This window comes from Streptomyces sp. NPDC001594, from assembly GCF_042893675.1.
In the GTDB taxonomy this organism is placed as follows: Bacteria; Actinomycetota; Actinomycetes; order Streptomycetales; family Streptomycetaceae; genus Streptomyces.
Map to the genome: position 1 here is coordinate 400,909 of NZ_JBIAVB010000004.1, position 25,799 is coordinate 426,707.

18 protein-coding genes are annotated in these 25,799 nt (G+C 73.4%); 5 read left to right on the forward strand and 13 right to left on the reverse strand.

Annotation, left to right across the window (positions count from 1 at the left end; genetic code table 11):
* Positions 1-82: 82 nt before the first annotated feature.
* Complete coding sequence (gene guaA / locus ACFY0O_RS10810) at positions 83-1,675, reverse strand: glutamine-hydrolyzing GMP synthase (RefSeq protein WP_388945392.1); 1,593 nt, start codon at positions 1,673-1,675, stop codon at positions 83-85.
* A 330-nt stretch (positions 1,676-2,005) separates the two neighbouring features.
* Here guaA and ACFY0O_RS10815 point away from each other — a divergent pair, with 330 nt between their 5' ends.
* Positions 2,006-2,278 carry a chorismate mutase gene (locus tag ACFY0O_RS10815; RefSeq protein WP_358893495.1) on the forward strand — a complete coding sequence of 91 codons (273 nt, stop codon included), beginning with the start codon at positions 2,006-2,008 and terminating at the stop codon, positions 2,276-2,278.
* A gap of 240 nt (positions 2,279-2,518) precedes the next feature.
* On the opposite strand, the gene ACFY0O_RS10820 is transcribed toward ACFY0O_RS10815, so the two are convergent.
* The 7 genes from ACFY0O_RS10820 to ACFY0O_RS10850 form a co-directional block, all read right to left on the reverse strand.
* Positions 2,519-4,174, reverse strand: coding sequence for an LPXTG cell wall anchor domain-containing protein (locus ACFY0O_RS10820; protein ID WP_388945396.1), 1,656 nt, complete (start codon positions 4,172-4,174; stop codon positions 2,519-2,521).
* Positions 4,175-4,354: 180 nt separating this feature from the next.
* Positions 4,355-6,154: a GMC oxidoreductase gene (locus ACFY0O_RS10825; RefSeq protein ID WP_388945399.1), complete on the reverse strand. Its 1,800-nt coding sequence runs from the start codon at positions 6,152-6,154 to the stop codon at positions 4,355-4,357.
* Positions 6,155-6,185: 31 nt separating this feature from the next.
* On the reverse strand, positions 6,186-7,817 hold the full coding sequence (locus ACFY0O_RS10830; RefSeq protein WP_388945402.1) for a succinic semialdehyde dehydrogenase: 1,632 nt from the start codon (positions 7,815-7,817) through the stop codon (positions 6,186-6,188).
* A gap of 92 nt (positions 7,818-7,909) precedes the next feature.
* Positions 7,910-9,529, reverse strand: a complete 1,620-nt coding sequence (locus tag ACFY0O_RS10835) for a serine/threonine-protein kinase (RefSeq protein WP_388945403.1) — start codon at positions 9,527-9,529, stop codon at positions 7,910-7,912.
* A gap of 114 nt (positions 9,530-9,643) precedes the next feature.
* Positions 9,644-12,121 carry a protein kinase gene (locus tag ACFY0O_RS10840; protein WP_388945406.1) on the reverse strand — a complete coding sequence of 826 codons (2,478 nt, stop codon included), beginning with the start codon at positions 12,119-12,121 and terminating at the stop codon, positions 9,644-9,646.
* Positions 12,122-12,212: 91 nt separating this feature from the next.
* On the reverse strand, positions 12,213-14,738 hold the full coding sequence (locus ACFY0O_RS10845; protein WP_388945409.1) for a protein kinase: 2,526 nt from the start codon (positions 14,736-14,738) through the stop codon (positions 12,213-12,215).
* Between the two features lie 150 nt (positions 14,739-14,888).
* Positions 14,889-16,595 (reverse strand): glycerol-3-phosphate dehydrogenase/oxidase, encoded by a 1,707-nt coding sequence (locus ACFY0O_RS10850; protein WP_388945411.1) that lies wholly within the window; start codon positions 16,593-16,595, stop codon positions 14,889-14,891.
* Positions 16,596-16,848: 253 nt separating this feature from the next.
* Between ACFY0O_RS10850 and ACFY0O_RS10855 the strand changes: the two genes are divergently transcribed.
* Together ACFY0O_RS10855 and ACFY0O_RS10860 are read left to right on the forward strand one after the other, a co-directional pair.
* Complete coding sequence (locus ACFY0O_RS10855) at positions 16,849-18,078, forward strand: nucleotide sugar dehydrogenase (protein WP_388945414.1); 1,230 nt, start codon at positions 16,849-16,851, stop codon at positions 18,076-18,078.
* A 159-nt stretch (positions 18,079-18,237) separates the two neighbouring features.
* Positions 18,238-18,711, forward strand: coding sequence for a hypothetical protein (locus ACFY0O_RS10860; protein WP_388945416.1), 474 nt, complete (start codon positions 18,238-18,240; stop codon positions 18,709-18,711).
* Between the two features lie 76 nt (positions 18,712-18,787).
* On the opposite strand, the gene ACFY0O_RS10865 is transcribed toward ACFY0O_RS10860, so the two are convergent.
* The 4 genes from ACFY0O_RS10865 to ACFY0O_RS10880 form a co-directional block, all read right to left on the reverse strand.
* On the reverse strand, positions 18,788-19,912 hold the full coding sequence (locus ACFY0O_RS10865; protein WP_358893485.1) for a GuaB3 family IMP dehydrogenase-related protein: 1,125 nt from the start codon (positions 19,910-19,912) through the stop codon (positions 18,788-18,790).
* Positions 19,913-20,069: 157 nt separating this feature from the next.
* Complete coding sequence (gene guaB / locus ACFY0O_RS10870) at positions 20,070-21,578, reverse strand: IMP dehydrogenase (protein WP_388945419.1); 1,509 nt, start codon at positions 21,576-21,578, stop codon at positions 20,070-20,072.
* Positions 21,579-21,710: 132 nt separating this feature from the next.
* Entirely contained in the window at positions 21,711-22,340 is a 630-nt protein-coding gene (locus tag ACFY0O_RS10875) for a sigma-70 family RNA polymerase sigma factor (RefSeq protein WP_344163610.1), read from the reverse strand.
* 342 nt (positions 22,341-22,682) lie between these two features.
* A complete protein-coding gene (locus ACFY0O_RS10880) occupies positions 22,683-23,294 on the reverse strand; it encodes a response regulator transcription factor (RefSeq protein ID WP_003948568.1) in 612 nt (203 codons plus the stop codon).
* A 379-nt stretch (positions 23,295-23,673) separates the two neighbouring features.
* Here ACFY0O_RS10880 and ACFY0O_RS10885 point away from each other — a divergent pair, with 379 nt between their 5' ends.
* Positions 23,674-24,000 carry a WhiB family transcriptional regulator gene (locus ACFY0O_RS10885; protein ID WP_045949016.1) on the forward strand — a complete coding sequence of 109 codons (327 nt, stop codon included), beginning with the start codon at positions 23,674-23,676 and terminating at the stop codon, positions 23,998-24,000.
* A 3-nt stretch (positions 24,001-24,003) separates the two neighbouring features.
* Here the strand turns inward: ACFY0O_RS10885 and ACFY0O_RS10890 are convergent, their stop codons facing one another.
* Entirely contained in the window at positions 24,004-24,900 is an 897-nt protein-coding gene (locus tag ACFY0O_RS10890) for a LysR family transcriptional regulator (RefSeq protein ID WP_358893482.1), read from the reverse strand.
* A 108-nt stretch (positions 24,901-25,008) separates the two neighbouring features.
* On the opposite strand from ACFY0O_RS10890, the gene ACFY0O_RS10895 reads away from it, so the two are divergent.
* Entirely contained in the window at positions 25,009-25,782 is a 774-nt protein-coding gene (locus ACFY0O_RS10895; RefSeq protein WP_388945423.1) for an SDR family NAD(P)-dependent oxidoreductase, read from the forward strand.
* Positions 25,783-25,799: the final 17 nt, after the last annotated feature.

The window sequence follows — 25,799 nt, forward strand, 5'->3', positions numbered from 1 at the left end:
GGAAACGGCGAAGCCGCCGTCCCCGGGGGAACGGCGGCTTCACTCGGGCACGCCCCGCGTCAGGCGCGGCGCTCGCGGGGGACTACTCCCACTCGATGGTGCCCGGGGGCTTGCTCGTGCAGTCCAGGACCACGCGGTTGACGTCCTTGACCTCGTTGGTGATGCGGGTCGAGATCCGGGCCAGCACCTCGTACGGCATGCGGGTCCAGTCGGCCGTCATCGCGTCCTCGGACGAGACCGGGCGCAGCACGATCGGGTGGCCGTAGGTGCGGCCGTCACCCTGGACGCCCACGCTGCGGACGTCGGCGAGCAGGACGACCGGGCACTGCCAGATCTCCCGGTCCAGGCCGGCGGCGGTCAGCTCGTGGCGGGCGATGGCGTCGGCCTCGCGCAGCAGGTCCAGGCGCTCCTTGGTGACCTCGCCGACGATGCGGATGCCGAGGCCGGGGCCGGGGAAGGGCTGGCGCTGGACGATCTCCTCGGGCAGGCCGAGCTCCTGGCCGACCATCCGGACCTCGTCCTTGAACAGCTGGCGCAGCGGCTCGACGAGCTCGAACTCGATGTCGTCGGGGAGGCCGCCCACGTTGTGGTGGGACTTGATGTTGGCCGTGCCGGTGCCGCCGCCGGACTCGACGACGTCCGGGTACAGGGTGCCCTGGACCAGGAAGGCCACCGCCGGGCCGTCCTCCTGGAGAATCTCCAGCTGGGCCTGCTCGAAGACGCGGATGAATTCGCGGCCGATGATCTTGCGCTTGGTCTCCGGGTCGGAGACGCCGGCCAGCGCGTTCAGGAAGCGCTCCTGGGCGTCGACGACCTTCAGCTGGACGCCGGTGGCCGCGACGAAGTCCTTCTCGACCTGCTCGGTCTCGCCCTTGCGCATCAGGCCGTGGTCGACGTAGACGCAGGTCAGCTGGGAGCCGATGGCCTTCTGGACGAGGGCCGCGGCGACCGCGGAGTCCACGCCGCCGGACAGGCCGCAGATGGCGCGCTTGTCGCCGACCTGCGCCTTGATCGCGGCGATCTGCTCCTCGACGATGTTGCCGGTGGTCCAGGTGGGCTTGAGGCCCGCACCCCGGTAGAGGAAGTGCTCCAGGACCTGCTGGCCGTGCGTGGAGTGCATCACCTCGGGGTGGTACTGCACGCCGTACAGCTTCTTCTCGTCGTTCTCGAAGGCCGCGACCGGGACGACGTTCGTCGAGGCGGTGACGGTGAAGCCCTCGGGGGCGGCGGAGCAGGCGTCGCCGTGGGACATCCACACCGACTGGTGCTCGGGGGTGCCCTCGAACAGGGTCGAGCCGGTCTTGGAGACCGCCAGCGGGGTGCGGCCGTACTCGCGGGCGCCGGTGTTGTCGACGGTGCCGCCGAGGGTGGTCGCCATCAGCTGGAAGCCGTAGCACATGCCGAAGACGGGCACGCCGGACTCGAACAGGGCGAGGGAGTCGTCCAGGCGCGGGGCGCCCTCCTCGTAGACGGAGGACGGACCGCCGGAGAGGATGATCGCCTTCGGGTCCTTGGCGAGCATCTCGGCCACGGGCATCGTGCTGGGCACGATCTCGCTGTAGACGCGGGCCTCGCGGACGCGGCGGGCGATGAGCTGGGCGTACTGCGCGCCGAAGTCGACGACGAGGACCGTGTCCGGGGCGCTGTCGTGGGCGGCGGAGGGTGCTTCTGGCACGGGACGGCCTTCCGGCGGAAGAGGGGGCTGTTTTGTCGATTCTACCGGTGGCGCCGGCCGCCGTTTTGTCGCACCATCCGAGGCCCACGTCACGCCCTCGGGGCGTCTCACCATCCGGGCCCGCTTGGCGTCGGGGCGCGGGTGTGGCAATAATCCACCCCATGCGCAAGCAGCTGAGCTTCCTCTTTACCTATGGCACCGGCCGGTCCGGTCGCCATGGGTCCTCGTGATGCTCGCTTGAGCCACTGACTTCCCAGAGCGCCCCGGTCCGACAGGACCGGGGCGCTCCGCGTTTCCCGCTCCTGCCGGCCACGACCCCAGGAGAAACCCATGAGCACCCTCACCACCACCGCCGCCACCCCCGAGCAGCTGATCGCCGACTGCCGCGAGCGCATCGACGCCCTCGACGACCGGATCATCGGGCTGATCCAGGAGCGGATGGCCGTCTCGGCCGTCATCCAGGAGGCCCGGATCGGCGCGGGCGGGCGCCGGGTGCACCTCTCGCGGGAGATGGAGGTGCTGTCGCACTTCAGCGACGCCCTCGGCAAGCCCGGGACGGCGCTCGCGATGACCCTGCTGGAGCTGTGCCGCGGCCGCGTCTGACCGCGCGGCCGGGTGTTCGTCACCCGTCCGGACCGTGTCCGGCCCCGGGCGGCTTCGTTGAGGGGATGTCCGCGGGAGCGGTGAGACGTGGCGCCTGATGGCGCGCGTCGTGGGACCCCTCTCCCCCGCGTGACCGGACGGCAGGGGACAGCAGCCCGGTCACCGCAAGAAGAACGGCCGGTCCGGGGGACGCCCCGGGCCGGCCGTTCGTTCGTCCGCCGGTCTGCGGCGGTCGCGCCGTCAGGCGTGCCCGGCCTTGCGGCGGCGGGCCGAGAGGAACAGCGCGCCGCCGACGGCCAGCAGGCCGGCCGCGCCGAGGCCGAGGAGGCCGGCCTGGCTGCCGGTGGAGGCCAGCGGGCCGCTGCCGCTGGTGCCGCCGTTCGCGGTGGTGCCGCCGCTCGCCGAGGGGCTCGGGGAGGCGGAGGAGCTCGCGGAGGTGCTGGGCGAGGGGCTGCCGGACGGGCTCGGGGTGGCACCCGTGGACGTCGGGTTCGCCGTGAGGGCGGCGAGGTTGTTGGCCAGGACCGGGTCGAAGGAGTGCCGCTGCGGCTCGCCCTTCGGGCCGGGCGCGCCGACGCGGACGGCGCCCTTGGCGTCCTTGACCGCCTTCTCGATCTTGAACTCGAACGGGAACTCGACGTTCTCGCGCTCCAGCACGGAGGGCGCGGTGGCGCACCGGTAGAGGGACTCGCTCACCGGGCGGCAGGCGGTGGGCACCGTGACGGCCTTCAGGCCCTTGGGGAGCTCGACGTCGACGACGGCCGCCGGGGCGCCGCCCTGGTCGGCGATCCAGGCCGGGCCGTTGTTGCGGATGGCCACGACGGCCTTGGCGGTGGTGCCGGCGGCGCCCTTGACGACCAGGGGCTCGGCCTCGAAGTCCGCGGTGTTCTGGACGGTGAGGGCGGCCTCGCGCTTGTTGTCGGCCGGGTTGAGGTCCGGGCCGTGCTCGGCGAGCGCGGCCTGGGGCGCCTTGCGGGCGACCAGCTTGCGCGAGGCCTTGCCCGCCGCGTCGCCGGCCGCCGGCTTGCCGGTGCCGTTCTGCTGCGTGCCCGTCGTTCCGGCTTCGGCCTGGGGCTTCTGCGGGACGGGCGCCGGGTAGATGCCGTAGCCGAGGCGTTCGTTGAGGGCGTTCGGGCCGGCCTTGAGGTGCAGCGGGCTGTCGCCGGCCAGTTCGTAGGAGGCCTTGGCGTCGAAGTCGCCCTCGATGGTGCAGACGACGTCGGTGGCGGTGCGGGTGGTGCGGTAGGTGCAGTTGTCGTACCGCTCCGGGAGCTCCAGGCCGTGGCTGGCCTCCAGCTCCAGGACGACGCCCCTGGCCGGCTCGTTGCCGGTGTTGCTGAAGGTCAGCGGCAGGGGCTGGCTCTCGCCGGGCTTCAGGTCCTTCTTGAGGTCCAGCTGCCCCATGACCAGGTCCGGCGCGCCGATCTTGATGCCGGTGGGGTTGGCGGGGGTGATGGTGGCGCCGGCGGCCGTGCCGGTCACGACGACCACGCCGACGCCGGTCTTCTTGCCGGGGACGACCTCCAGGTCCACGCCGGCCGGGACGCCGGGGCGCAGGCCGTGCTGGGTGCAGACGAGGGTGCTGCCGACGGGCGCGCACTTCTTGGCCGCCGCGCCCGGGCTCTCCTGGACGGTCGCCACGCCGTTCAGCTTGGCGAGGTCGACGGTCAGGGTGATGTCCCCGTCGAAGGCGGCGGCCCCGGCCGGGGCCTCCAGCCGGTAGTTCAGCGCCGCCGGCGTCGGGGAGCCCGTCGCGGGGGCGGGCGGGAGGACGAGGCCGGGTGGCCCGGTCAGGCGGAAGACGGGTTCCGCGGCGTTCGCGGCGGTGGCCGGGAGGGCGGCGAGCCCCACGGTCGCCAGGCCGCACGCGGCCAGCAGGGAGATGCGCTGTCTCATGCCCCGTGTGACCCCCGGACGTACCCGTCGGTTGCACCGGGGGTCGTGTGACCGACACCACAGCTTCACCCAAAGCATTCCGGTACAACCTTTTCCGGCGGCCGCCGGTCCACTCCTGTACTGCGGCGGGTACCGCGCTCGGAGGGGGAGCGCGGTGCCCGCCGCGGTCGTTCGCGGAGCTCAGCCCTTTGCTTCCGGTTGTCTCGGGGGGATTTCCGGGACGGCCAGGAAGGGCAGCCGCAGTGCGCCGAAAGCCTCCTTGGGGACGACCGGACGGAATGGTTCCACCGCCGCGAGACGTACGTACGCCTCCCCCTGCGCGGGCCGCGGGTCCGCCTCCCCGTTGTTCGGCCAGTACGACATCGCCCGCTCGGCCTGGGCCGTGATGGTCAGCGACGGGTTGACCCCGAGGTTGGCGGAGACCGCCGACCCGTCGACCACCGAGATGCCGGGGTGCCCGTACAGCCGGTGGTAGGGGTCCACCACGCCCTCTTCCGGGGTGGCGCCGATCGGGCAGCCGCCGAGGAAGTGCGCGGTGAGCGGGGTGCCCATCAGCTCGCCGACGTTGCTGCCGGGGAAGCCGTTGATCTCCTCGGCCAGCAGGGTGGCGGCCTCGGTGGCCTCGGCGATCTGCACCGGGTTGGGGGCGCCGTGGCCCTGGCGGGCCGTCAGCAGGCCCTTTCCGATGCCGCGCGGCTTGCGGTAGGTCGTCAGGGAGTTGTCCAGGGACTGCATGACCAGGCCGATGATGGTCCGCTCCGACCAGCGCCGGTTGGACAGGGAGCGCGCCAGCTGGACGGGGTGGCGGGCGGTGCGGGCGAACCAGGCGCGGACCCGGTGCGTGCTGTGCGGCACCTGGAGGACGGTCAGGAACCCCATGGCGTTGGAGCCCTTGCCGTAGCGGACGGGCTCGATGTGGGTGTCGGCGTTGGGGTGCACGGACGAGGTGATGGCCACGCCCCGGGTGAAGTCGGCCCGGGGTGCGGCGGGGTGGCGCCTGCGGTAGCGGCGGTCGTCGGTCTGGGCGCCGACCAGGCCCTCGGAGTTGGTGCGGGTGAGGTCGCCGAGCCGGTCGGAGACGCGGGGGAGTTCGCCGCGGTCCCTCATGGTGTGCAGCAGGGTCTGGGTGCCGTACGTGCCCGCGGCGACGACCACGTAGCGGGCGCGCAGCACCTTGGCGCGGCCCGAGCGGCGGCGGTCGGTGGGGACGGTGCGGACGCGGTAGCCGCCGTCCGGGTGTTCGGCGAGCGCGGTGACGGTCGTCATGGGGTGGATGACGGCGCCGGCCCGTTCGGCCAGGTGCAGGTAGTTCTCGTTCAGGGTGTTCTTCGCGCCGTGCCGGCAGCCGGTCATGCACTCGCCGCATTCGGTGCACGCCGTGCGGGCGGGCCCGGCGCCGCCGAAGTAGGGGTCGGGGACCTCCTGGCCGGGGCGGACCCTCCGCTGCCCCTCGGCGTCCTCGCCGTCGCCGAAGAAGACGCCGACCGGCGCCATGTGGAAGGTGTCGCCGACGCCCATCTTCTCGGCGGCCGCCTTGAGGTGGACGTCGGAGGGGGTCATCGTCGGGTTGAGCCGGACGCCGAGCATCCGCTGGGCCTGCTCGTAGTACGGGGCGAGTTCCGCCTGCCAGTCGGTGATGGAGGCCCACTGGCGGTCCTCGAAGAAGGCGGCGGGCGGCACGTAGAGGGTGTTGGCGTAGTTGAGGGAGCCGCCGCCCACCCCGGCGCCCGCCAGCACCATCACGTTGCCGAGCAGGTGGATGCGCTGGATCCCGTACAGCCCGAGGGCGGGGGCCCACAGGTAGTTGCGCAGGTCCCAGCTGTTGCGCGGCAGGCTCTCGCGGGTGAAGCGGCGTCCTGCCTCCAGGACGCCGACCCGGTAGCCCTTCTCGGTGAGCCGCAGCGCCGATACCGACCCTCCGAAGCCCGATCCGATGACGATGACGTCGTAGTCGTAGTCGTGTGTGTGGTCGTACGACACTGCGCGGTGCCTCCCGGCGGTCGGTCGTGCCTTAGCGGAAGCGGAGGGCCTTGAGGACCTTGAGGCTGCGGGTCATGAACTCGGCGTACCTGGCGTCGTCCATGCCGAGCGAGGGGGCCATCGGCAGCAGCCGCTGGTGGGCCACGGTCTGGGCCTCGGTGTACTTGAGGATGCCCTCGGAGCCGTGCCGGCGGCCGAGTCCGGAGTCCTTCATGCCGCCCATGGGGGCCTGGGCGCTGCCGTAGGCGGGGGCGTAGCCGTCGTTGATGTTGACGGTGCCGGTGCGCAGCCGGGCGGCGACGGCGTGGCCGCGGCGGGCGTCCTTGGTCCAGACGCTGGAGTTGAGGCCGTAGGCGGTGGCGTTGGCCTGGGCGATGGCCTCGTCCTCGTCGGTGAACCGGTAGACGGAGACGACCGGGCCGAAGGTCTCCTCGGCGCAGACGGCCATGGGGGCCTCGACCCCGTCGAGGATGGTGGGCTCGTAGAAGAGGGGGCCGATGTCGGGGCGGGCCACGCCGCCGGCGACGAGGGTGGCGCCCTTGGCGACGGCCTCGTCCACGTGCCGCCGTACGTTCTCCAGCTGCCGTTCGCCGACGAGGGAGCCCATGTCGGCACCGTAGGCGAGGGAGTTGCCGAGCCGCATGGCCTTGGTGCGGGCGGCGAAGCGCTCCAGGAAGGCGTCGGCTATGGAGGCGTGGACGTAGAGCCGCTCGATGGAGATGCACAGCTGTCCGGCGGAGGAGAAGCAGGCGCGGACGGCTCCGGCGGCGGCCTTCTCCACGTCGGCGTCGTGCAGGACGAGCATGGGGTTCTTGCCGCCGAGTTCGAGGGAGACGCCGACGAGGCGGGCGGCGGCGCCCTGGGCGACCTCGCGGCCGGTGCGGGTGGAGCCGGTGAAGGAGACGTAGTCGGCGTGGCGGACCACCTCGGGGCCCACGACGGGGCCCTCGCCGAGGACGACCTGGAAGACCTCGGCGGGCAGCCCGGCCTCGATCAGCAGGTCGCGGGCCCACAGGGCGGTCAGGGCGGTCTCGGTGTCGGGCTTCATGACGACGGCGTTGCCCGAGACGAAGGCGGGCAGGGCGTCGCCGACGGAGAGTTCGAGGGGGTAGTTCCAGGGGGCGATCTGCCCGACGACCCCGCGCGGCTGGCGCAGCTCGGTGACCTTGGTGAGGGTGGGCATGGCGCCGGTGTGGCCCTTGGGGCGCAGGTACGCGGGGGCCTTGCGGCCGTAGTGGCGGGCGGCGACGGCGACCGCCTGGACCTCTTCGTGGGCGTGCAGGCGGGCCTTGCCGGTCTCCAGCTGGATGAGGTCGAGGACCTCGGACTGGCGGGCGAGGACCAGGTCGTGGAAGCGGAGCAGGACGGCGGCGCGCTGCCGTACAGGGGTGGCGGCCCAGGCCGGCTGGGCGGCACGGGCCTTGGTGAAGGCCTCGGCGACGTCCTCGGGGGTGGCCTCGGGGAGGTCCGCCAGTTTGGCCCCGGTGAAGGGGGTGTGGTTGGCGGTGCTGCCGGAGCCGGTGACCCCGCGGGTGAGCCGGGTGACCAGGGCGGGGGTCACCACGTCGGCGGCGGTGCGGGCGCCCGCCGGGGCCGGGGCGACCGGGTTGGTGGGCCGGGGTGCGGAGCGGAGGGGGGCGGCAGCAGCCTTCGAGTCCGTCATGGCGGTGAGCGTATGCCGCCCGGGGGGCTTTGGGTACCCGTGGGTAACCGGATTTTGCCAAGTCTGCCAGTAATCGCTGGCGCGGTGACCGGTCAGCCCTTCTTCGGCGCCGGCTCCCAGCCGCTGAGGACGGTGTCGAACCGCTGGCGGGTCGTCCCCCAGTCCTCGGCGGGGCCCGTCATGTAGACGGCGTACTCGGTGCCGTTCCGGTCGACGTACATCTGCTCGATGGCCCGGCGCGGTCCGGCGTGCACCCCCTTCTCGGTCCACGAGAAGTCCCACAGCACGGCTTCGGTGGTGCCCCGGAAGGTGTTCGGGTTGAGCTTCTGCCGCTTGTAGTCCGTCCGCTTGGCCACCTGCTTCTCCAGGTCGAGCAGGTGCGTGTACGGGTTCGGGTAGTCCGGGGTGGGGTCGGCGGCGATCCGGATGTAGTGCTTGCCGTTGTCCCCGGTGTAGTCGATCTGGTCGCCGTCCACCTGGCGGGTCCAGCCCTCCGGGACGAACAGCGTGAAGCCGCCCGGGTCCGTGACCTTGGTCCAGCCCGCCGGCGGGGCGGCGGCCTTCTCCCCGGCCTGCCCGCCGATGGCACTCGTGTCTGATCCGCCGCCCTTGGCGTCGTCCCCGTCGCCGCCGGTGAACTTCAGCACCCCGAACACCGTGCCGCCGCCGACAAGCGCCGCCACCAGGGCCACCACCGCGATCCGCCGCAGCCGGCCCGGCCTGGGCCCGGCGGGTGCCGCGGGCCGCTCGGGCAGGGCGGCGGTCGGCACGGGGCCGGGCTGCGGCTGCGGCTCCGGCGCCGGGGGGACGGCCTCCTGGACGGGGGCCCGCTCCTCGGCGCGCACCACCTGGGTGGGCACGTACGCGTGCGCCGCCTTGGGCTCCCGGCCCTCCATGGCCTCGATCAGCATCCGCTCGACCTCGCCCGCCGAGGGGCGCTCGGCCGGGTCCTTGCGCAGCAGCGCGGTGATGACCGGGCCGAGGGCGCCGGACTGGCGCGGGACCGGCGGCTCGTCGTTGACCACGGCCTGGAGGCTGGAGATCGGCGAGGTCCGGCGGAAGGGCGAGCGGGCCTCGACGGCCGTGTACAGGGTCGCGCCCAGGGACCACAGGTCCGAGGACGGGTCGGGCGCGCCGCCGGTGACCCGCTCCGGGGCCAGGTAGTCGATGGAACCGACCAGTTCACCCGTCCGGGTGATGGAGGAGTCCCCCTCGATCGCCGCGATCCCGAAGTCCGTGAGCAGCACCCGGCCGTCCTTGGCCAGCAGCACGTTGCCCGGCTTCACGTCCCGGTGCATCACGCCGACCGCGTGCGCCGCGCGCAGCGCGCCCAGGACGTGCAGGCCGATCCGCGCCGCCTCGCGCGGCTCGATCCGCCCGGCCGCCTTCGCGGCCTCCGCGAGGGAGGGGCCGTCGATGTACTCCATGACGATCCACGGCCGGTCGTCGTGCTCCAGGACGTCGTGCACCGTGACCACCGCGGGATGCTGGATCCGCGCCGCCGCCCGGGCCTCCTTCTGCGTCCGGGCGTACAGCACCTCCCGGTCGGCCTGGGCCACGTACAGAGCCGCCGTCAGCTCCTTGACCGCGACCGTCCTGTGCAGCAGCTGGTCATGGGCGCGCCACACCTTGCCCATGCCCCCGCTGCCGATGGGCTCCACGAGCCGGTACCGGCCCGCGAGCACCGCGCCCGCGCCTGTCTGCTGTTCCACGAATTCCCGCCGCTCTGTGCACTCCGGGCCAGATTACGGAGCCTGCGGGCGGTGCCGGAACCGGGCAGGGCCCGAAAGACAGCACTGTGACGCAATCGCCGTACTGATCGGCCGTCAGCCTCCGGCCTGGTAACTGGCCGTGGCCTTGTCGAAGACGTCCGTGACCTTGTCCTGGTTGTCCTCCGGACCCGTGACCATGACCACGTGGTAGCTCCCGCCGAGCGCGACGACGAAGTTGCGGGCGAACAGGGAGCGGCCCGCCGCGTCGATCCAGGTGTAGCGGCCCGTCACGCGCAGCTGCTGGCCCACCTTGGTGGACTTCACGTCCCCGCCCGAGGCCCAGGTGGAGTTGCGGTACGGGGCCAGCTCCGCCTCCTTGTCCTTCTGATAGCCCATCGGGTCGGGGGAGCCGCCCTCGACCCGGTCCCGGCCGGGGACCACGATGAGGGTGAACTGGCCCTGGGTGTAGCGCACCTGGCCGGCCTCGTTGATGGACTGGCGCTCCCAGCCGTCGGGGACGGCGACCGTGAAGTGCGCCGGGTCCTGCTGGAGGGTGTAGCCGTCGGGGGCCTGCGGGGCGGGCGGCTGTCCGCCGGAGGAGGGGGCGGCCGGGGACGGCGACTGCCGCGGGGCTTGCCGGGGGGTGGACGGCGCCGGGGAGGAGGGCGCCGGGCTCTGGACGGCCGTGGGCTGCTGGGCCCGGCCCGCGTCCCCGCCGCCCGAGCCCGGCAGGAACAGCACCGCGTACGCCACCCCGCCCACGAGCAGCGCCAGGACCCCGATCAGCAGGGTCCGGCCCAGGGAGCGCGGCTTGCGCGGGGCGTCGGGGTTGCGGTGGCGGCCGTGCAGGTCACCCCGGCGGCGGACCTCGGGCAGGCGGGCGGGGTCGGGCTCGGGCAGCGGGAACACGAAGTCCCCGTCGGGCTCGGGGGCGGAGCGCACCAGCGAGCGCAGCCAGCCGCGCAGCTCCTCGAAGTCGGGGCGCTCGGTGGGGTCCTGGCGCAGCAGGGACTCCACGACGGGGCGCAGCGGGCCGCACTCCTCGGCGAAGGCGGGGGGCTCGGCGCAGACCATGTCCACGAGCTCCGCGACGCTCTCCTCCGGGTACGGGGCGTGTCCCTGTACGGCCCGGTACAGCAGGGCGCCGAGGGCCCAGAGGTCGGTGGCGGGGCCGACGGGGGCGGCCAGCTGCCAGGGGCCGCCGTGGACGGGGCCGGCCTGCTCGGGGGCCCAGCGCTCGGTGACGGCCCCGACGACGGCCATCCGCGTCTGCCGGGCCCGCTCGGCATCGAGCCCGCTGCGGGGCGTGCGGGCTTCGGGGGCCCGGCTCGCCGGGACGACGGGCAGGGCGGCGGTGGTCTCGACCGGGGTCGCCTCCCGGGCCCCGCCGGGGGGCCGCGGGCGGCCCTGACCCGGGCGGGCGGCGGGCGCCGGGGGGTCGGCCTGGCGGTAGCCCTGCGGGAGCGCGAGCGCCGCCGGGAGGGCCGGGCGGGGCGGGGCGGCGTCGGGCGCCTCGGGCCCCTGCGGCCCGGGGTCCTGGCCGGGGTCCTGGGGGGCGTCGTCCTGCCGGGGCGCCGGCTGTGGGTCGGGGTCCGCCGGGCGGCGGGGGGCGGCTCCGTGCCAGGGGGTGGGGGCGGTGTCGGGGCCGCCGTACGGGTACGCGTACTCCTGCGGGAGGTTGGCCCCGGTCGGCGGCAGCTGCGGGACGACCACCGGGCCCCGTACCCCGCGCTCCTGCGCCACCTTCTCGGCCGCCGCGCGGGAGCCGGCCCGGTAGGCGGCGACCGTCCCGGCGCGGGCCGCGGCCACGGCGTCGTCACGGCTCCCGGCGGGCCGGGCGGGGGGCACGGGCGGCGCCGGGGGCGCCGGGGGCGCCGGGGGGTTCGGCTCGGGGTCCGGGAGGATGTGGTCGCTGTAGCGCGGCCCCGTGTCGTACCCGGGCGCCACCAGCGGGGCGTACACCGGCTGCCGGGGCGGCGGCTCCCAGGGTGCGCCGGGGTCGTCCGCGCCCTCGTCCCCGGGCTCCGCCGCCGGCACCGGGTCGTAGCCGCACAGGGCGTCCTCGGCGGCTCCGGCGGCGAGCCCGGTGAGGACGACGCGGCCGTCCTCGCATATCAGCACGGTCCGGACGGTGATGTTGCGGTGCGTCCAGCCGTGCGCGTGCAGCACGCGCAGCGCGGTCAGCACGTCGGAGGCCACCTCCGCCGCCCGGTACGGGTTCAGCGGCTCGTCGGCGATGAGCGCGGCCAGCGGCCTGGCGGGGACGAGTTCGCTCACTATCCACAGCGAGCCGTCCTCGGCGAACACGTCGAAGACCTGGTCGAGCCGGGGATGGTCCGGTACGGAGGCGGCCGCCTGGGCCGCGGCTATCGCCCGCCGCACGGCGGGCAGTTCCCCGGCCGCGGAGGGCGTCGCGCGGGTGCCGTCGAGCAGTTCGGCGTCCACGACCTCCGGCAACGGCACGTGCCGGACGAGGACTTCCTGCCCGCTGCGCGTGTCGAACGCGCGGGTCTCCAGCAGCTCGTACTCGTCGGACGGCGGCAACGGCAGGCGGTAGCGGTCGGCCAGGATCCGGCCGGCGTAGTCCTCCACTTCGCCTCCCCCGAGTGCGGCGGGTTCCCCTTGGCCCCCGCTGACACGATACGTGGCCCGGGCCGCCCGCGTCCCGGGCTTGCGAGGGCCGTCAGCCCAACTGCTGGAAGGTGTCGAAGGCGGCGTTGCGGATCTGCGTGCACTCGGGGCCGTCCCACTGGTCGGCCGGGCAGCTGATCATGATGGCGTAGCCGTTCTTGGCGTCCGCCCGGAAGCCGCGGTCGAGCACGCGGGTCCTCATGCCCTGGTCGTCGCGCTCGAACTCCAGGTCCGCGACGGTCGGGTAGTTGCGGTACTGGACGGCTTCGAGACGGATCTGCCGGTAGTTCCGGCTGCCGGCCGCCGTCCCCGGGGCCATCTCGGCCCAGGCGGCGCGGGCGTCGCTGCCCGGGCTGTCGGTGTGGTCGACCTGGATACGGGGGAAGCCGCCGGAGCGGCTGTATATCGCGCCCGAGTCCTTGCCGGCCGTGCCGGTCTGGTGGAAGCCCTCGGGCATCGCCATGGCGAACCGGAAGCGCGGGTCGGTCACCGTGGTGAACCCGGCGGGCAGACCGGCGCCGCCGCCGGGGCCGCCCGGGCTGGCGCCCTGGCCCTGGCTGCCGCCCTGCCCCTGGCTCTGGGCGGGGTCGGTGCCCGGGCTCGCCCCGGACGCGGCCGGGCCCGGGCTGCCGCCCTGGCTCTGCGCCGGGGTCGGGCTCGACGAGGAAGCCTGGGACGCGGCCGGGGAGTTGCCCGGGGACCGGTCGGCGGAGGCGGCGGGGGCGGGGGCGCCCTGCCCCTCGTCCTTGCGGCCGCCCTTGTCGTCCTGGCCGCTGACCGCGTAGGCGATGAGCGAGCCGATGACCGCCAGGACCACGAGCACGCCGGCTATCGCGAGGGCGATGGTGCGGCGCGGCATCACGTCGGTGAGGGAGGCCGGGGCCACCGTCGAGGGACGCTTCGGCGCCTCCGCGGCGGAGGCGGCCGCGGCCTGGGCGGCGGCGGCCTTGCGGGTGGCCTTCAACGCGGCGCGGGCACGGTCGCGCTGCTCGCGCTCGCGCCGCTCCCGCTCCTTCTTCGCCGCCTTCTCGGCGGCCTTCTCGGCCTCGACGTCGGCCTTGGTGAAGGAGATCGGGCGGGTCTCCTCCACCGGGACGGGCTCCGGGGCCGGGGCCGGCTCGGGCGCGTTGATCACGGCGGTGAGCATCGCCCGGGCGCGGTCCTCGTCGAGCCGCATCGCCGGGTCCTTGACCAGCAGGCCGTAGATGACCTCGGTCAGGGCCGGACCGGCGTTCTTGGGCGGGTCCACCGCCTCGGTCATCACCGCGGTGAGGGTCGCCAGCGCGGAGCCCTTGTCGTACGGGGGCACGCCCTCGACGGCGGCGTACAGCAGTCCGCCGAGGGACCACATGTCGGCGGGCGGGCCGGGCTTGTAACCGCGGGCGCGCTCGGGGGAGATGTAGGAGGGGGCGCCGACGAGCATGCCGGTGGAGGTGATGGAGGGGTCGCCCTCGACCTGGGCGATGCCGAAGTCGGTGAGGACGACGCGGCCGCTGGCGGCGATGAGCACGTTGGACGGCTTCACGTCGCGGTGCAGGATCCCCTGCCGGTGCGCGGCGCGCAGCACGTCGAGCACGGCGAGGCCGACCTCGGCGGCGCGGCGCGGGGACAGCGGGCCGTTCTCCCGGACGAACTCGGCGAGGGAGGCCCCCTCGATGAGCTCCATGACGATCCAGGGGCGGGCGTCCTCGTCGACGACGTCGTAGACGGTGACGGCGCCCTCGTTGCGGATGCGGGCGATGGCCTTGGCCTCGCGGAGGGTACGGGTGATGAGGCGGCGCTTCTCGTCCTCGTCCACGCCGCCGCCGAAGCGGAGTTCCTTGACGGCGACGGTCCGGCCGAGCACCTCGTCCTCGGCCCGCCACACGGTTCCCATGCCGCCCTTGCCGAGCACGGCCCCGAGCCGGTACCGCCGCGCGAGCAGCCGGCCCTTGCGCTCCGCGCCCGCTTCGTCGGCGTCCTGCGGCCCGTCACCGCCGGACCCGGCCCCCTCAGCCGCCGGGACCCCCTTCACACCCACCCCGGGCTTCGCACCCCCGGGCACCGCTTCCGCCGCCGCGGCCGCCTTCGCGGCCGCGCCGGACTTCGCACCCCCGGGCGCCGCCTTCGCCCCAGCGGGCGCGGCGTCCTCGGGCTCCGGGGCCGCCTTCGCGGCCGGGTTCCGCTCCGCGCGGGCGGACTTCGAGTCCCGCTCCCCGGAGGCCGCGGCGCCGGAACGGGTCCCGGCGCGGTCGGGCTCTTCGTCGACCGGGGCCGCGGCCGGCTTCGTCTTCTCGGGTGCGGTCCCTGAAGCCGGCTTCGGGTCGTCCGCCGGGGTGTCAGAAGCCTTCTCCGCAGCGGTCTCCGGGGCCTCGGTCTCCTCGGCCCGGCCCTTCTCGGACCTCGGCCGGGGCACGGACGCGGCGGCGGGCTCCGCCGCGGAACCGCCGGACTCCGCCCGGTCGGCGCCGCCCTGCGCGGCGTCAGATCCGGACTGGGCGGCCGACTTCACCGCACCACCGCCCCCGGAGGCACCGTCACCCTCACGCTTCGCCCCAGGCGCCTCGGCAGGCGACTCAGTGTGCTCCGGCTTCGACATGCGTCCCCTCTGCGATCGTGCAGCCTGCCCCGGCTGCCCCCGGCAGCCACCGGGGGCAAGGTAACCCACCCCGGCAGAAACCTCATTGTTGCTCACTCCGCATCGGACGGGAGCCCCGGGTCCAGCGGTTCCCCCGTCCGGATCGCGGAGCTACAGCGGCACGATGTCGGGCGCCCCCAGCCGGGCCGCGTCGGCCGTCTGGTCGTCCGGCTGACGCTGCGATTCACGCTCCGCCTGGACCCTCTTCTCGTAGTGCTCCACTTCGTTCTCGATCTGCCGCTTGTCCCAGCCCAGCACCGGAGCCACCAGTTCCGCGCATTCGCGCGCCGACCGGGTCCCCCGGTCGAAGGTCTCGATGGAGATCCGGGTCCGCCGGGTCAGCACGTCGTCCAGATGCCGGGCGCCCTCGTGCGAAGCGGCGTAGACGATCTCCGCCCGGAGGTAGTCCTCCGCCCCGGTCACCGGCTCCCCCAGCGCCGGGTCGGCCGCGATCAGTTCGAGCAGTTCCTCCGTCAGCGACCCGTACCGGTTCAGCAGGTGCTCCACCCGCACCGCGTGCAGGCCGGTCCGCGCGGCGATGCGGGCCCGGCCGTTCCACAGGGCGCGGTACCCCTCGGCGCCCACCAGCGGCACGTCCTCCGTGACGCACTGGGCGACCCGCTGGTCCAGCCCGTGCACCGCCTCGTCCACGGCGTCCTTGGCCATGACCCGGTAGGTCGTGTACTTGCCGCCGGCCACCACCACCAGCCCCGGCACCGGATGGGCCACGGTGTGCTCGCGCGAGAGCTTGCTCGTCGCGTCGGACTCCCCCGCCAGCAGCGGCCGCAGGCCGGCGTAGACGCCCTGCACGTCGTCCCGGGTCAGCGGCACCGCCAGCACCGAGTTCACGTGCTCCAGCAGGTAGTCGATGTCGGCGCTCGACGCCGCCGGATGCGCCTTGTCCAGGTCCCAGTCCGTGTCCGTGGTGCCCACGATCCAGTGCCGGCCCCAGGGGATCACGAACAGCACCGACTTCTCGGTCCGCAGGATCAGCCCGGTGTTCGAGTGGATCCGGTCCTTGGGGACGACGAGGTGGATGCCCTTGGACGCCCGGACGTGGAACTGTCCGCGCTCCCCGATCAGCGCCTGGGTGTCGTCCGTCCACACCCCGGTCGCGTTCACCACCTGCTTGGCGCGGATCTCGTACTCCCCGCCGCCCTCCACGTCCCGCACCCGGGCCCCGACCACCCGTTCGCCCTCGCGCAGGAAGCCGACGACCCTCGCCCCGTTGGCGCAGTGCGCCCCGTACGCGGCGGCCGTCCGCACCAGCGTGGTCACGTAGCGGGCGTCGTCCATCTGGGCGTCGTAGTACTGCAGGGCCCCCACCAGGGCGTCCTTGCGCAGTGCCGGTGCGATCCGCAGCGCCCGCTTGCGCGACAGGTGCCGGTGCGTGGGCAGACCGCGGCCGTGCCCGCTGGAGACCGACATCGCGTCGTACAGGGCGACGCCCGAGCCCGCGTAGAACCGCTCCCACACCTTGTGCTGGAGCGGGTACAGGAACGGCACCGGCTTCACCAGGTGCGGGGCGAGCCGCTCCAGCAGCAGCCCGCGCTCCTTGAGCGCCTCGCGGACGAGGGCGAAGTCGAGCATCTCCAGATAGCGCAGACCGCCGTGGATGAGCTTGCTGGACCGGCTCGACGTCCCCGACGCCCAGTCGCGCGCCTCGACCAGCCCGGTCGACAGGCCTCTGGTCACCGCGTCGAGCGCGGTGCCCGCGCCGACCACGCCCGCGCCGACGACCAGCACGTCCAGTTCCCGCTCGGCCATCCCGGCGAGGGCCTCCGCGCGCTGCGCGGGCCCCAGTGTCGCTGTCCTCACGGCTGCCTCCCGTTGGTGCGGGCGAACCCGCTCGTTGCGGGTGATCCCGCTCACATTCCCCGTTTTCCGATTCTGACCGGCCGCACCGACATCAGCCACCGGCTGTGGACAACACAGGGATGACCACGCCTCCAGAATGCGACATATCTGTCATATATACGCCTAGTCTGACATTGCGCCAGCTCCATTCGTCCACAGGACTTGCGCGCACCGCCCCCTCATGCATGCCAGGGAAGGGAAGGGACGGCCCCCCATGCCCGCAGATCTCGCCGTCATCGGACTCGGCCACCTCGGCCTCCCCCTCGCCCAGGCGGCCGTCGCCGCCGGAATCGAGACCGTCGGCTACGACAGCGGCCCCGCCACGGACAGCTCCCTCACCGCCGCCGAGATCCGCCGGATGTCGGCGGCCGGCTTCCGCGTCACCACCAACCCCGCCGAACTCGGCCGCGTCCGCACGGCCGTCATCTGCGCCCCCACCCAGCTCGGCGCGGACCGCGCGCTCGACCTCGGCGCCGTCGGCGCGGCCGGCCGCACCCTCGCCGCCCGGCTGCGCCCGCACACCACCGTGATCCTGGAGTCCGCCGCCCACCCCGGGGTCACCGAGGACTACCTGCGGCCCATCCTCGAAGAGGGCTCCGGCCTGCGCGCCGGACGCGACTTCCACCTGGCCTACTCCCCCAGCCGCCTCGACCCCGGCAACCGCACCCACACCATCGCCAACACCCCCAAGGTCATCGGCGGCCTCACCCCCGCCTGCACCGAGTCCGCGCACGCCTTCTACGCCCGCCTCACCGAGAAGGTCGTCCGGGCCCGCGGCCTGCGCGAAGCCGAGACCGTGCAGCTGCTGGAGACCAACTACCGGCACGTGAACATCGCCCTCATGAACGAGATGGCGGTCCTCTGCCACGACCTCGGCGTCGACCTGTGGGACGTCGTCCGGTGCGCCGAGACCAAGCCGTACGGGTTCCAGGCCTTCCGCCCCGGCCCCGGGGTCGGCGGCCACAGCGTCCCCCTCGACCCGAACTACCTCCCCCACACCACCCGCACCCCCGGCCACCCCCTGCGCATGGTCGGCCTCGCGCAGGAGATCAACGGCCGGATGCCGCAATACGTCATCCAGCGCTGCGCCACCCTGCTGAACGAGCACGGAAAATCCGCCCGCGGCGCCCGCGTCCTCCTGCTGGGCGTCACCTACAAGCCCGACCTCGCCGACCAGGAGGGCTCACCCGCCGGCGAGATCGCCAGCCGCCTCCTCGACCTGGGCGCCCTGATCAGCTACCACGACCCGTACATCGGGGGCTGGCGGGTCCGCGACCAGCCCGTCCCGCGCGCCGACTCCCTGTACGAGGCCGCCGCCAACGCCGACCTGACGATCCTGCTCCAGCACCACCGCACGTACGACCTGCAGGGCCTGGCGGTGAAGGCCCAGCTGCTCCTCGACACCCGCGGCGCCAGCCCCGTCGGCGCGGCCCACCGCCTCTGAGGGACCCCACCGCAGGTCACGGCCTGGTTCCGGTTCGATCAGTCGAACGAAATCCCCTCCGGGAATGTCGCACTCCCCTGCTAGCCTGCGGCGTCACTTATCCCGCACTTATGTCCCCAGGACACACGTGCGCCCGAATCCCTGGGGGGGATTTCCCGCATGAGCCAGAACTTCCAGCCGCCCGCGCCCACGTCGTACACCCCGGCCCCCGCCCCGGCGCCGGCGCGCAAGGGCAACGTCGCCCTGGGTGCCGTCGCGGCGGTCGTCGCGGGGCTGGTCGCCGCGGCGGCGTACGGCGGCATCATGTACGCCCTGGACCGGGAGCGCTCCTTCGGCGCGATCGGCATCGGCCTCCTCGTCGGCTTCGCCGCCGGGAAGATCGGCGGCCGGAGCCCGGCCATGCCCGCGATCGCGGGGCTGGTGTCGCTCGGCAGCATCTACCTCGGAAAGATGTTCTGCTTCGCGCTCGCCCTGGCGAAGATCAACAAGACCGGCCTGACCGACGTGATCGACGCCATCGGCATCAGCGGCGTGAACGACATCGTCAAGGAGAGTCTGGACTTCATGTCCTTCGTCTTCATCGGCATCAGCGTGCTCGTCGCCGTCGGGGCGGCCAAGAAGGCCAACGACTGACCCCGCGCGCACACGCCGGAGGGCCGGCACCCCGCTGCGGGGTGCCGGCCCTCCGGCGTACGTACGGACAGACGGGTCAGCGGCGGTGCTGGGAGTCCGCGACCGTGACCTCGACCCGCTGGAACTCCTTGAGCTCGCTGTAGCCGGTCGTGGCCATCGAGCGGCGCAGGGCGCCGAAGAGGTTCATCGAGCCGTCCGGGGTGTGCGACGGGCCGGTGAGGATCTCCTCGGTCGTGCCGACCGTGCCGAGGTTGACCTTCTTGCCGCGCGGCACGTCCTCGTGGACGGCCTCCATGCCCCAGTGGTGGCCCTTGCCGGGCGCGTCGGTGGCGCGGGCCAGCGGGGAGCCCATCATCACGGCGTCCGCGCCGCAGGCGATGGCCTTGGGCAGGTCGCCGGACCAGCCCACGCCGCCGTCGGCGATGACGTGCACGTAGCGGCCGCCGGACTCGTCCATGTAGTCGCGGCGCGCCGCGGCCACGTCCGCGACGGCCGTGGCCATCGGGACCTGGATGCCCAGCACGTTGCGCGTGGTGTGCGCGGCGCCGCCGCCGAAGCCCACGAGGACGCCCGCCGCGCCCGTGCGCATCAGGTGCAGGGCCGCCGTGTAGGTGGCGCAGCCGCCGACGATGACCGGGACGTCGAGCTCGTAGATGAACTGCTTGAGGTTCAGCGGCTCCGCGGCGCCCGAGACGTGCTCGGCCGAGACGGTGGTGCCGCGGATCACGAAGATGTCCACGCCCGCGTCCACGACGGCCTTGGAGAACTCGGCGGTGCGCTGCGGGGAGAGCGCGGCGGCGGTGACGACACCGGAGTCGCGGACCTCCTTGATGCGCTGCCGGATCAGGTCCGCCTGGATCGGGGCGGCGTAGATCTCCTGGAGGCGGCGGGTGGCGGCCTCCTCGTCCAGCTCCGCGATCTCGTCGAGCAGCGGCTGCGGGTCCTCGTAGCGGGTCCACAGGCCCTCGAGGTTCAGCACGCCGAGGCCGCCGAGCTCGCCGATGCGGATGGCGGTCTGCGGGGAGACCACGGAGTCCATGGGGGCGGCCAGGAAGGGGAGCTCGAAGCGGTACGCGTCGATCTGCCAGGCGATCGAGACCTCCTTCGGGTCCCGCGTACGCCGGCTGGGGACGATGGCGATGTCGTCAAAGGCGTACGCCCGGCGGCCGCGCTTGCCGCGCCCGATCTCGATCTCAGTCACGTGTGGTGGCCTTTCCTCTGGGTCTGCCCGTCCAGTATCCCCGAACCCCGGGGACCCGCGTTCCGGTGACCGCTGTACGGACGCACGCACGGGCCGTGCGCGGACGCGCCGGAGGGGCGGGCCCGGGTGGGCCCGCCCCTCCGGGCGGTCGTCGTGTTCAGCCCTTGCGGCTGTAGTTCGGTGCCTCGACCGTCATCTGGATGTCGTGCGGGTGGCTCTCCTTGAGGCCCGCCGAGGTGATCCGGACGAACCGGCCGCGGTCCTGGAGCTCCGGGACCGTGCGGCCGCCGACGTAGAACATCGACTGGCGCAGGCCGCCGACCAGCTGGTGGACCACCGCGGAGAGCGGGCCGCGGTAGGGGACCTGGCCCTCGATGCCCTCGGGGATCAGCTTGTCGTCGCCGCCGACGCCCTCCTGGAAGTAGCGGTCCTTGGAGAAGGAGCGCTGGTCTCCGCGGGACTGCATCGCGCCGAGCGAGCCCATGCCGCGGTAGGACTTGAACTGCTTGCCGTTGATGAACAGCAGCTCGCCCGGGGACTCCTCGCAGCCCGCGAGCAGCGAGCCCAGCATCACCGTGTCGGCGCCCGCGACCAGGGCCTTGGCGATGTCGCCGGAGTACTGGAGGCCGCCGTCGCCGATGACCGGGACGCCCGCGGCCTTGGCGGCCAGCGAGGCCTCGTAGATCGCGGTGACCTGCGGGACGCCGATGCCGGCGACGACGCGGGTGGTGCAGATGGAGCCGGGACCGACGCCGACCTTGATGCCGTCGCAGCCGGCGTCGATCAGCGCCTGGGCGCCGTCGCGGGTGGCGACGTTGCCGCCGATGACGTCGACGCCGGAGTTCGACTTGATCTTGGCGACCATGTCGCCGACCAGGCGGGAGTGGCCGTGGGCGGTGTCGACGACGATGAAGTCGGCGCCCGCCTCGATCAGGGCCTGGGCGCGCTCGTACGCGTCGCCGGCGACGCCGACGGCGGCGCCGACCAGCAGGCGGCCGTCCTTGTCCTTGGCGGCGTTCGGGTACTTCTCGGCCTTGACGAAGTCCTTGACCGTGATGAGGCCCTTGAGGACGCCCGCCTCGTCGACCAGCGGAAGCTTCTCGATCTTGTGGCGGCGCAGCAGCTCCATGGCGTCCACGCCGGAGATGCCGACCTTGCCCGTGACCAGCGGCATCGGGGTCATGACCTCGCGCACCTGGCGGCTGCGGTCCGACTCGAAGGCCATGTCGCGGTTGGTGACGATGCCGAGCAGCTTGCCGGCCGGGTCGGTGACCGGGACGCCGGAGATGCGGAACTTCGCGCACAGCTCGTCGGCCTCGCGCAGCGTCGCGTCCGGGTGGACCGTGATCGGGTCCGTGACCATGCCGGACTCGGAGCGCTTGACCAGGTCGACCTGGTTGGCCTGGTCGGCGATGGAGAGGTTGCGGTGCAGGACGCCGACGCCGCCCTGGCGGGCCATGGCGATGGCCATGCGGGCCTCGGTGACCTTGTCCATGGCCGCGGACAGCAGCGGAACGTTCACGCGGACGTTGCGCGAGATGAGGGAGGAAGTGTCGATCTCGTCCGGAGCCATGTCCGACGCGCCCGGCAGCAGCAGCACGTCGTCGTAGGTCAGTCCGAGCGCGGCGAATTTGTCGGGCACTCCAGTCGAACCGCTGTCGGTCATGACACCTTCCCAATGGTCTTGCTCAGCGCGGATGTCCATGCTAACGGGATCCCGAGGCGTCTCATTCCACGACCAAGGTCAACCAGGAGTTTCGTAGCTTCCTACGACGGAAATCCCGAGAAAACGCCCGTCTCACTGCTCCGCGAGCGCGCGCAGCCGACTCAGCGCCCGGTGCTGCGCCACCCGCACCGCGCCCGGGGACATCCCGAGCATCTGGCCGGTCTCCTCGGCGGTCAACCCGACGGCCACGCGCAGCACGAGCAGCTCGCGCTGGTTCTCCGGCAGGTTGGCCAGCAGCTTCTTGGCCCAGGCGGCGTCACTGCTGAGCAGCGCCCGCTCCTCCGGCCCGAGCGAGTCGTCGGGCCGCTCCGGCATCTCGTCGGACGGGACGGCGGTGCTGCCCGGGTGCCGCATGGCGGCCCGCTGGAGGTCGGCGACCTTGTGCGCGGCGATGGCGAAGACGAACGCCTCGAAGGGCCGCCCGGTGTCCCGGTAGCGGGGCAGCGCCATCAGGACGGCGACGCACACCTCCTGCGCCAGGTCCTCGACGAAGTGGCGGGCGTCACCCGGGAGCCGCGACAGCCGGGTGCGGCAGTAGCGGATGGCGAGGGGGTGCACGAAGGCCAGCAGGTCGTGCGTGGCCTGTTCGTCGCCGTCGACCGCGCGGCGTACGAGCGCGCTGACGGCCCCGGCGTTGCCGCCTTTGGCGGCGCCGGTGGGGCCTGTGGCCGGGGATGACCCCAGGGCCTCGTCGTCGCGCATCGATCCATGGTGCCTTGGCGCCGTGGCGTTCGTGGCATCGCGGTCCGTGTTGTGCATCGAAGCGTTATGAGCGGGTGCGCCGGAACCCATCTTCTGCGCCCTCCCCTCCGCTCGGCCCGAATCGTCGTCCCCGAGGACTCGACCTCTCCAAGAATGCGGCACACCATCAAGGATGCGGCATCGCGCCCGAAGCGACACGTCCCCTGGATTGTGCCCCGTCAATCCCCGGCGGGACACCGGTCGGGACGGGACTTTCCTGCCCCGTCTCCCCCGGAGGGCCTGCCGCCCCGCCCGCCGTCGGCGGACGGGACCGCTCCGGTCAGCCGGACACCGCTCCCGCGGTCAGCGGACGAGACCCCAGCGGAAGCCGAGCGCCACGGCGTGCGCCCGGTCCGAGGCGCCGAGCTTCTTGAAGAGCCTGCGGGCGTGCGTCTTGACCGTGTCCTCGGAGAGGAAGAGCTCGCGCCCGATCTCCGCGTTGGACCGGCCGTGGCTCATGCCCTCCAGGACCTGGATCTCGCGCGCGGTGAGAGTGGGCGCGGCGCCCATCTCCGCCGAGCGCAGCCGGCGCGGGGCCAGCCGCCAGGTCGGGTCGGCGAGCGCCTGGGTGACCGTGGCCCGCAGTTCGGCGCGCGAGGCGTCCTTGTGCAGGTAACCGCGGGCGCCGGCGGCGACCGCGAGGGCCACGCCGTCCAGGTCCTCGGCGACCGTCAGCATGATGATGCGGGCGCCCGGGTCGGCGGACAGGAGCCGGCGGACGGTCTCGACACCTCCGAGGCCGGGCATCCGCACGTCCATCAGGATCAGGTCGGAACGGTCGGCACCCCAGCGGCGGAGGACTTCCTCACCGTTGGCGGCCGTCGTCACACGCTCGACGCCGGGCACGGTGGCAACCGCGCGACGGAGCGCCTCTCGGGCAAGCGGGGAGTCGTCGCAGACGAGGACGGAAGTCATGACCGCCCTCCGCAGCTGCTGATGCGCGTCACCTTGAGCCTCCAGGCTGGTACGTATCGTCACCTGTGCGGTCGATGCCCTCGGACACCTGTCCGGGAACTTCTCGTTTCAACCGCACTCGCTCTCTCAACGACGGTCACTCGAAAGAGTTACGGGTCGGACGAACACCTTCGGCACTCTACGTGAGGAAGCGATCACGGTGCTGGAGGCGCCCTCGGCGCGTCCTCCATCTGGAGCTATGCCCTATTTGGCGGCTTTCCTTCCGTTTGGCATGTGTCTGAGGCTAGATTCCCAATGAGTCATATTTACATCTACTACGACAGTAGGTGTGGAGACATGGACCGTATCCGCCTCAGTACCGGCACCAAGAGGACTACCCATGGCAGATTTCTCCCGCCTCCCCGGACCGAACGCCGACCTCTGGGACTGGCAGCTGCTCGCGGCCTGCCGAGGGGTCGACAGCTCCCTCTTCTTCCACCCGGAGGGCGAGCGGGGCGCGGCCAGGAGTGCGCGCGAGGCCTCGGCTAAAGAGGTCTGCATGCGCTGCCCGGTGCGCTCGGAATGCGCCGCGCACGCACTCGCCGTCCGCGAGCCCTACGGGGTGTGGGGCGGCCTCACCGAGGACGAACGCGAGGAACTGATGGGCCGCGCGCGGCACCGCCTGATCCCCGCGTCCAGCACGATCGGCCCGATCACCCCGCACTGACCGTCAGCGGGCGGCGGCCCGCACCAGCTCCCCCAGGGTCGCCGCCACCGCCGGCACACGGGCCAGGTCGGGCAGCGTCAGCGCCACGACCTCCCGCTCCACCGCCGGCTCCACCACCAGGGCGCTCACGCCCTTGGCCCGCACCGACTCCACCGCCAGCTCCGGCAGCACCGCCACGCCCAGCCCCGCGCCGACCAGCCCGACCACGGCCGGGTAGTCGTCGGTGGCGAAGTCGATGCGCGGGGTGAAGCCCGCGCCCTCGCACACCTCCACCAGATGGCGTCGGCAGCGCGGGCAGCCCGCGATCCAGGGCTCGTCCGCCAGCTCGGCCATGCCCACCCGGCCGGCCCCGGCCAGCCGGTGCCCCTCGGGCACCAGCCCGACGAGCCGGTCGGTCAGCAGCGGGGTGACCACGAGGTCCTCCCACTCGGCCACGGCCGCGGCCCCGCCGTAGCGGAAGGCCAGCGCCAGGTCGCAGTCCCCCTCGCGCAGCATCTCCACCGAACGCGGCGGCTCCGCCTCCACCAGGGAGATCCGGGTGCCCGGGTGCTCGGCGCGCATCGCCGCGAGCGCGGTCGGCACCAGCGTGGAGCTGCCGCTGGGGAAGGAGACCAGTCGGACCCGCCCGGCGCGCAGCCCGGCGATGGCCGCGACCTCCTCCTCGGCGGCGGTCAGCCCGGCCAGGATCCCGGCGGCGTGCCGCACGAGGGCCTCCCCCGCCTGGGTCAGCCGCATCTCGCGGCCCGTACGGACCAGCAGCGGGGTGCCGGCCGACTGTTCCAGGGCCTTCATCTGCTGGGAGACGGCGGGCTGGGTGCAGCCCAGTTCGCGGGCGGCGGCGGAGAAGGAACCGGTCCCGGCGACAGCGCGCAGGATCCGCAGGTGGCGTGCCTCAATCACCCTTCGAGCATAAGCCCGCCTTTTGCTCCGGCCGCAATCTTCGGCCGAACCTTTGGGAAAGGCCCCACGGGGGTGGGGGCGCGCGGCCCGGGCGGCTATTTTGCGCACATGACGACTGCGTTGATCACTGGATCCACGGCGGGCATCGGCGCCGCCTTCGCCCGGCGGCTCGCCGCCCAGGGCCACAACCTCGTACTGGTGGCCCGGGACACGAAGCGGCTGGCCGAGCAGGCCACCGAGCTGCACGACCGGCACGGCATCGAGGCCGAGGTGCTGTCCGCCGACCTGGCCACGGAGGAGGGCATCGCGGCGGTCGAGACCCGGCTCCGGGACCGGACGCACCCGGTGGACCTGCTGGTCAACAACGCCGGCTTCGGCAACAAGGGCCGCTACCTGGAGGTCTCCATGGCCGACGAGCTGGCCATGCTGAAGGTGCACATCGAGGCGGTGCTGCGGCTGACCTCGGCGGCGACGGAGTCGATGCGCTCGCGCGGCCGCGGCGGGGTCGTCAACGTGGCCTCGGTGGCCGCCTTCGTCCCGCGCGGCACCTACGGGGCGAGCAAGGCCTGGGTCGTGCAGTTCACCCAGGGCGCGGCCCGCGACCTGGCGGGGTCGGGGGTGCGGATGATGGCGCTGTGCCCGGGCTTCGTGCGGACCGAGTTCCACCAGCGGGCCGGCATGGGCACCGACAACATCCCGGGCTGGATGTGGCTCGACGCCGACAAGCTGGTGGCCGCCGCGCTGGCCGACCTGGCGCGCGGGAAGACGGTCTCGATCCCCGACCCGCGGTACAAGGCGCTGATGGGCGTGGTGAAGCTGACCCCGCGCGGACTGCTGGGCGGGGTGTCCTCCCGGACGGGGCGCAAGTACGGGCCGCAGTAGATCCCCCGCACAGGCCC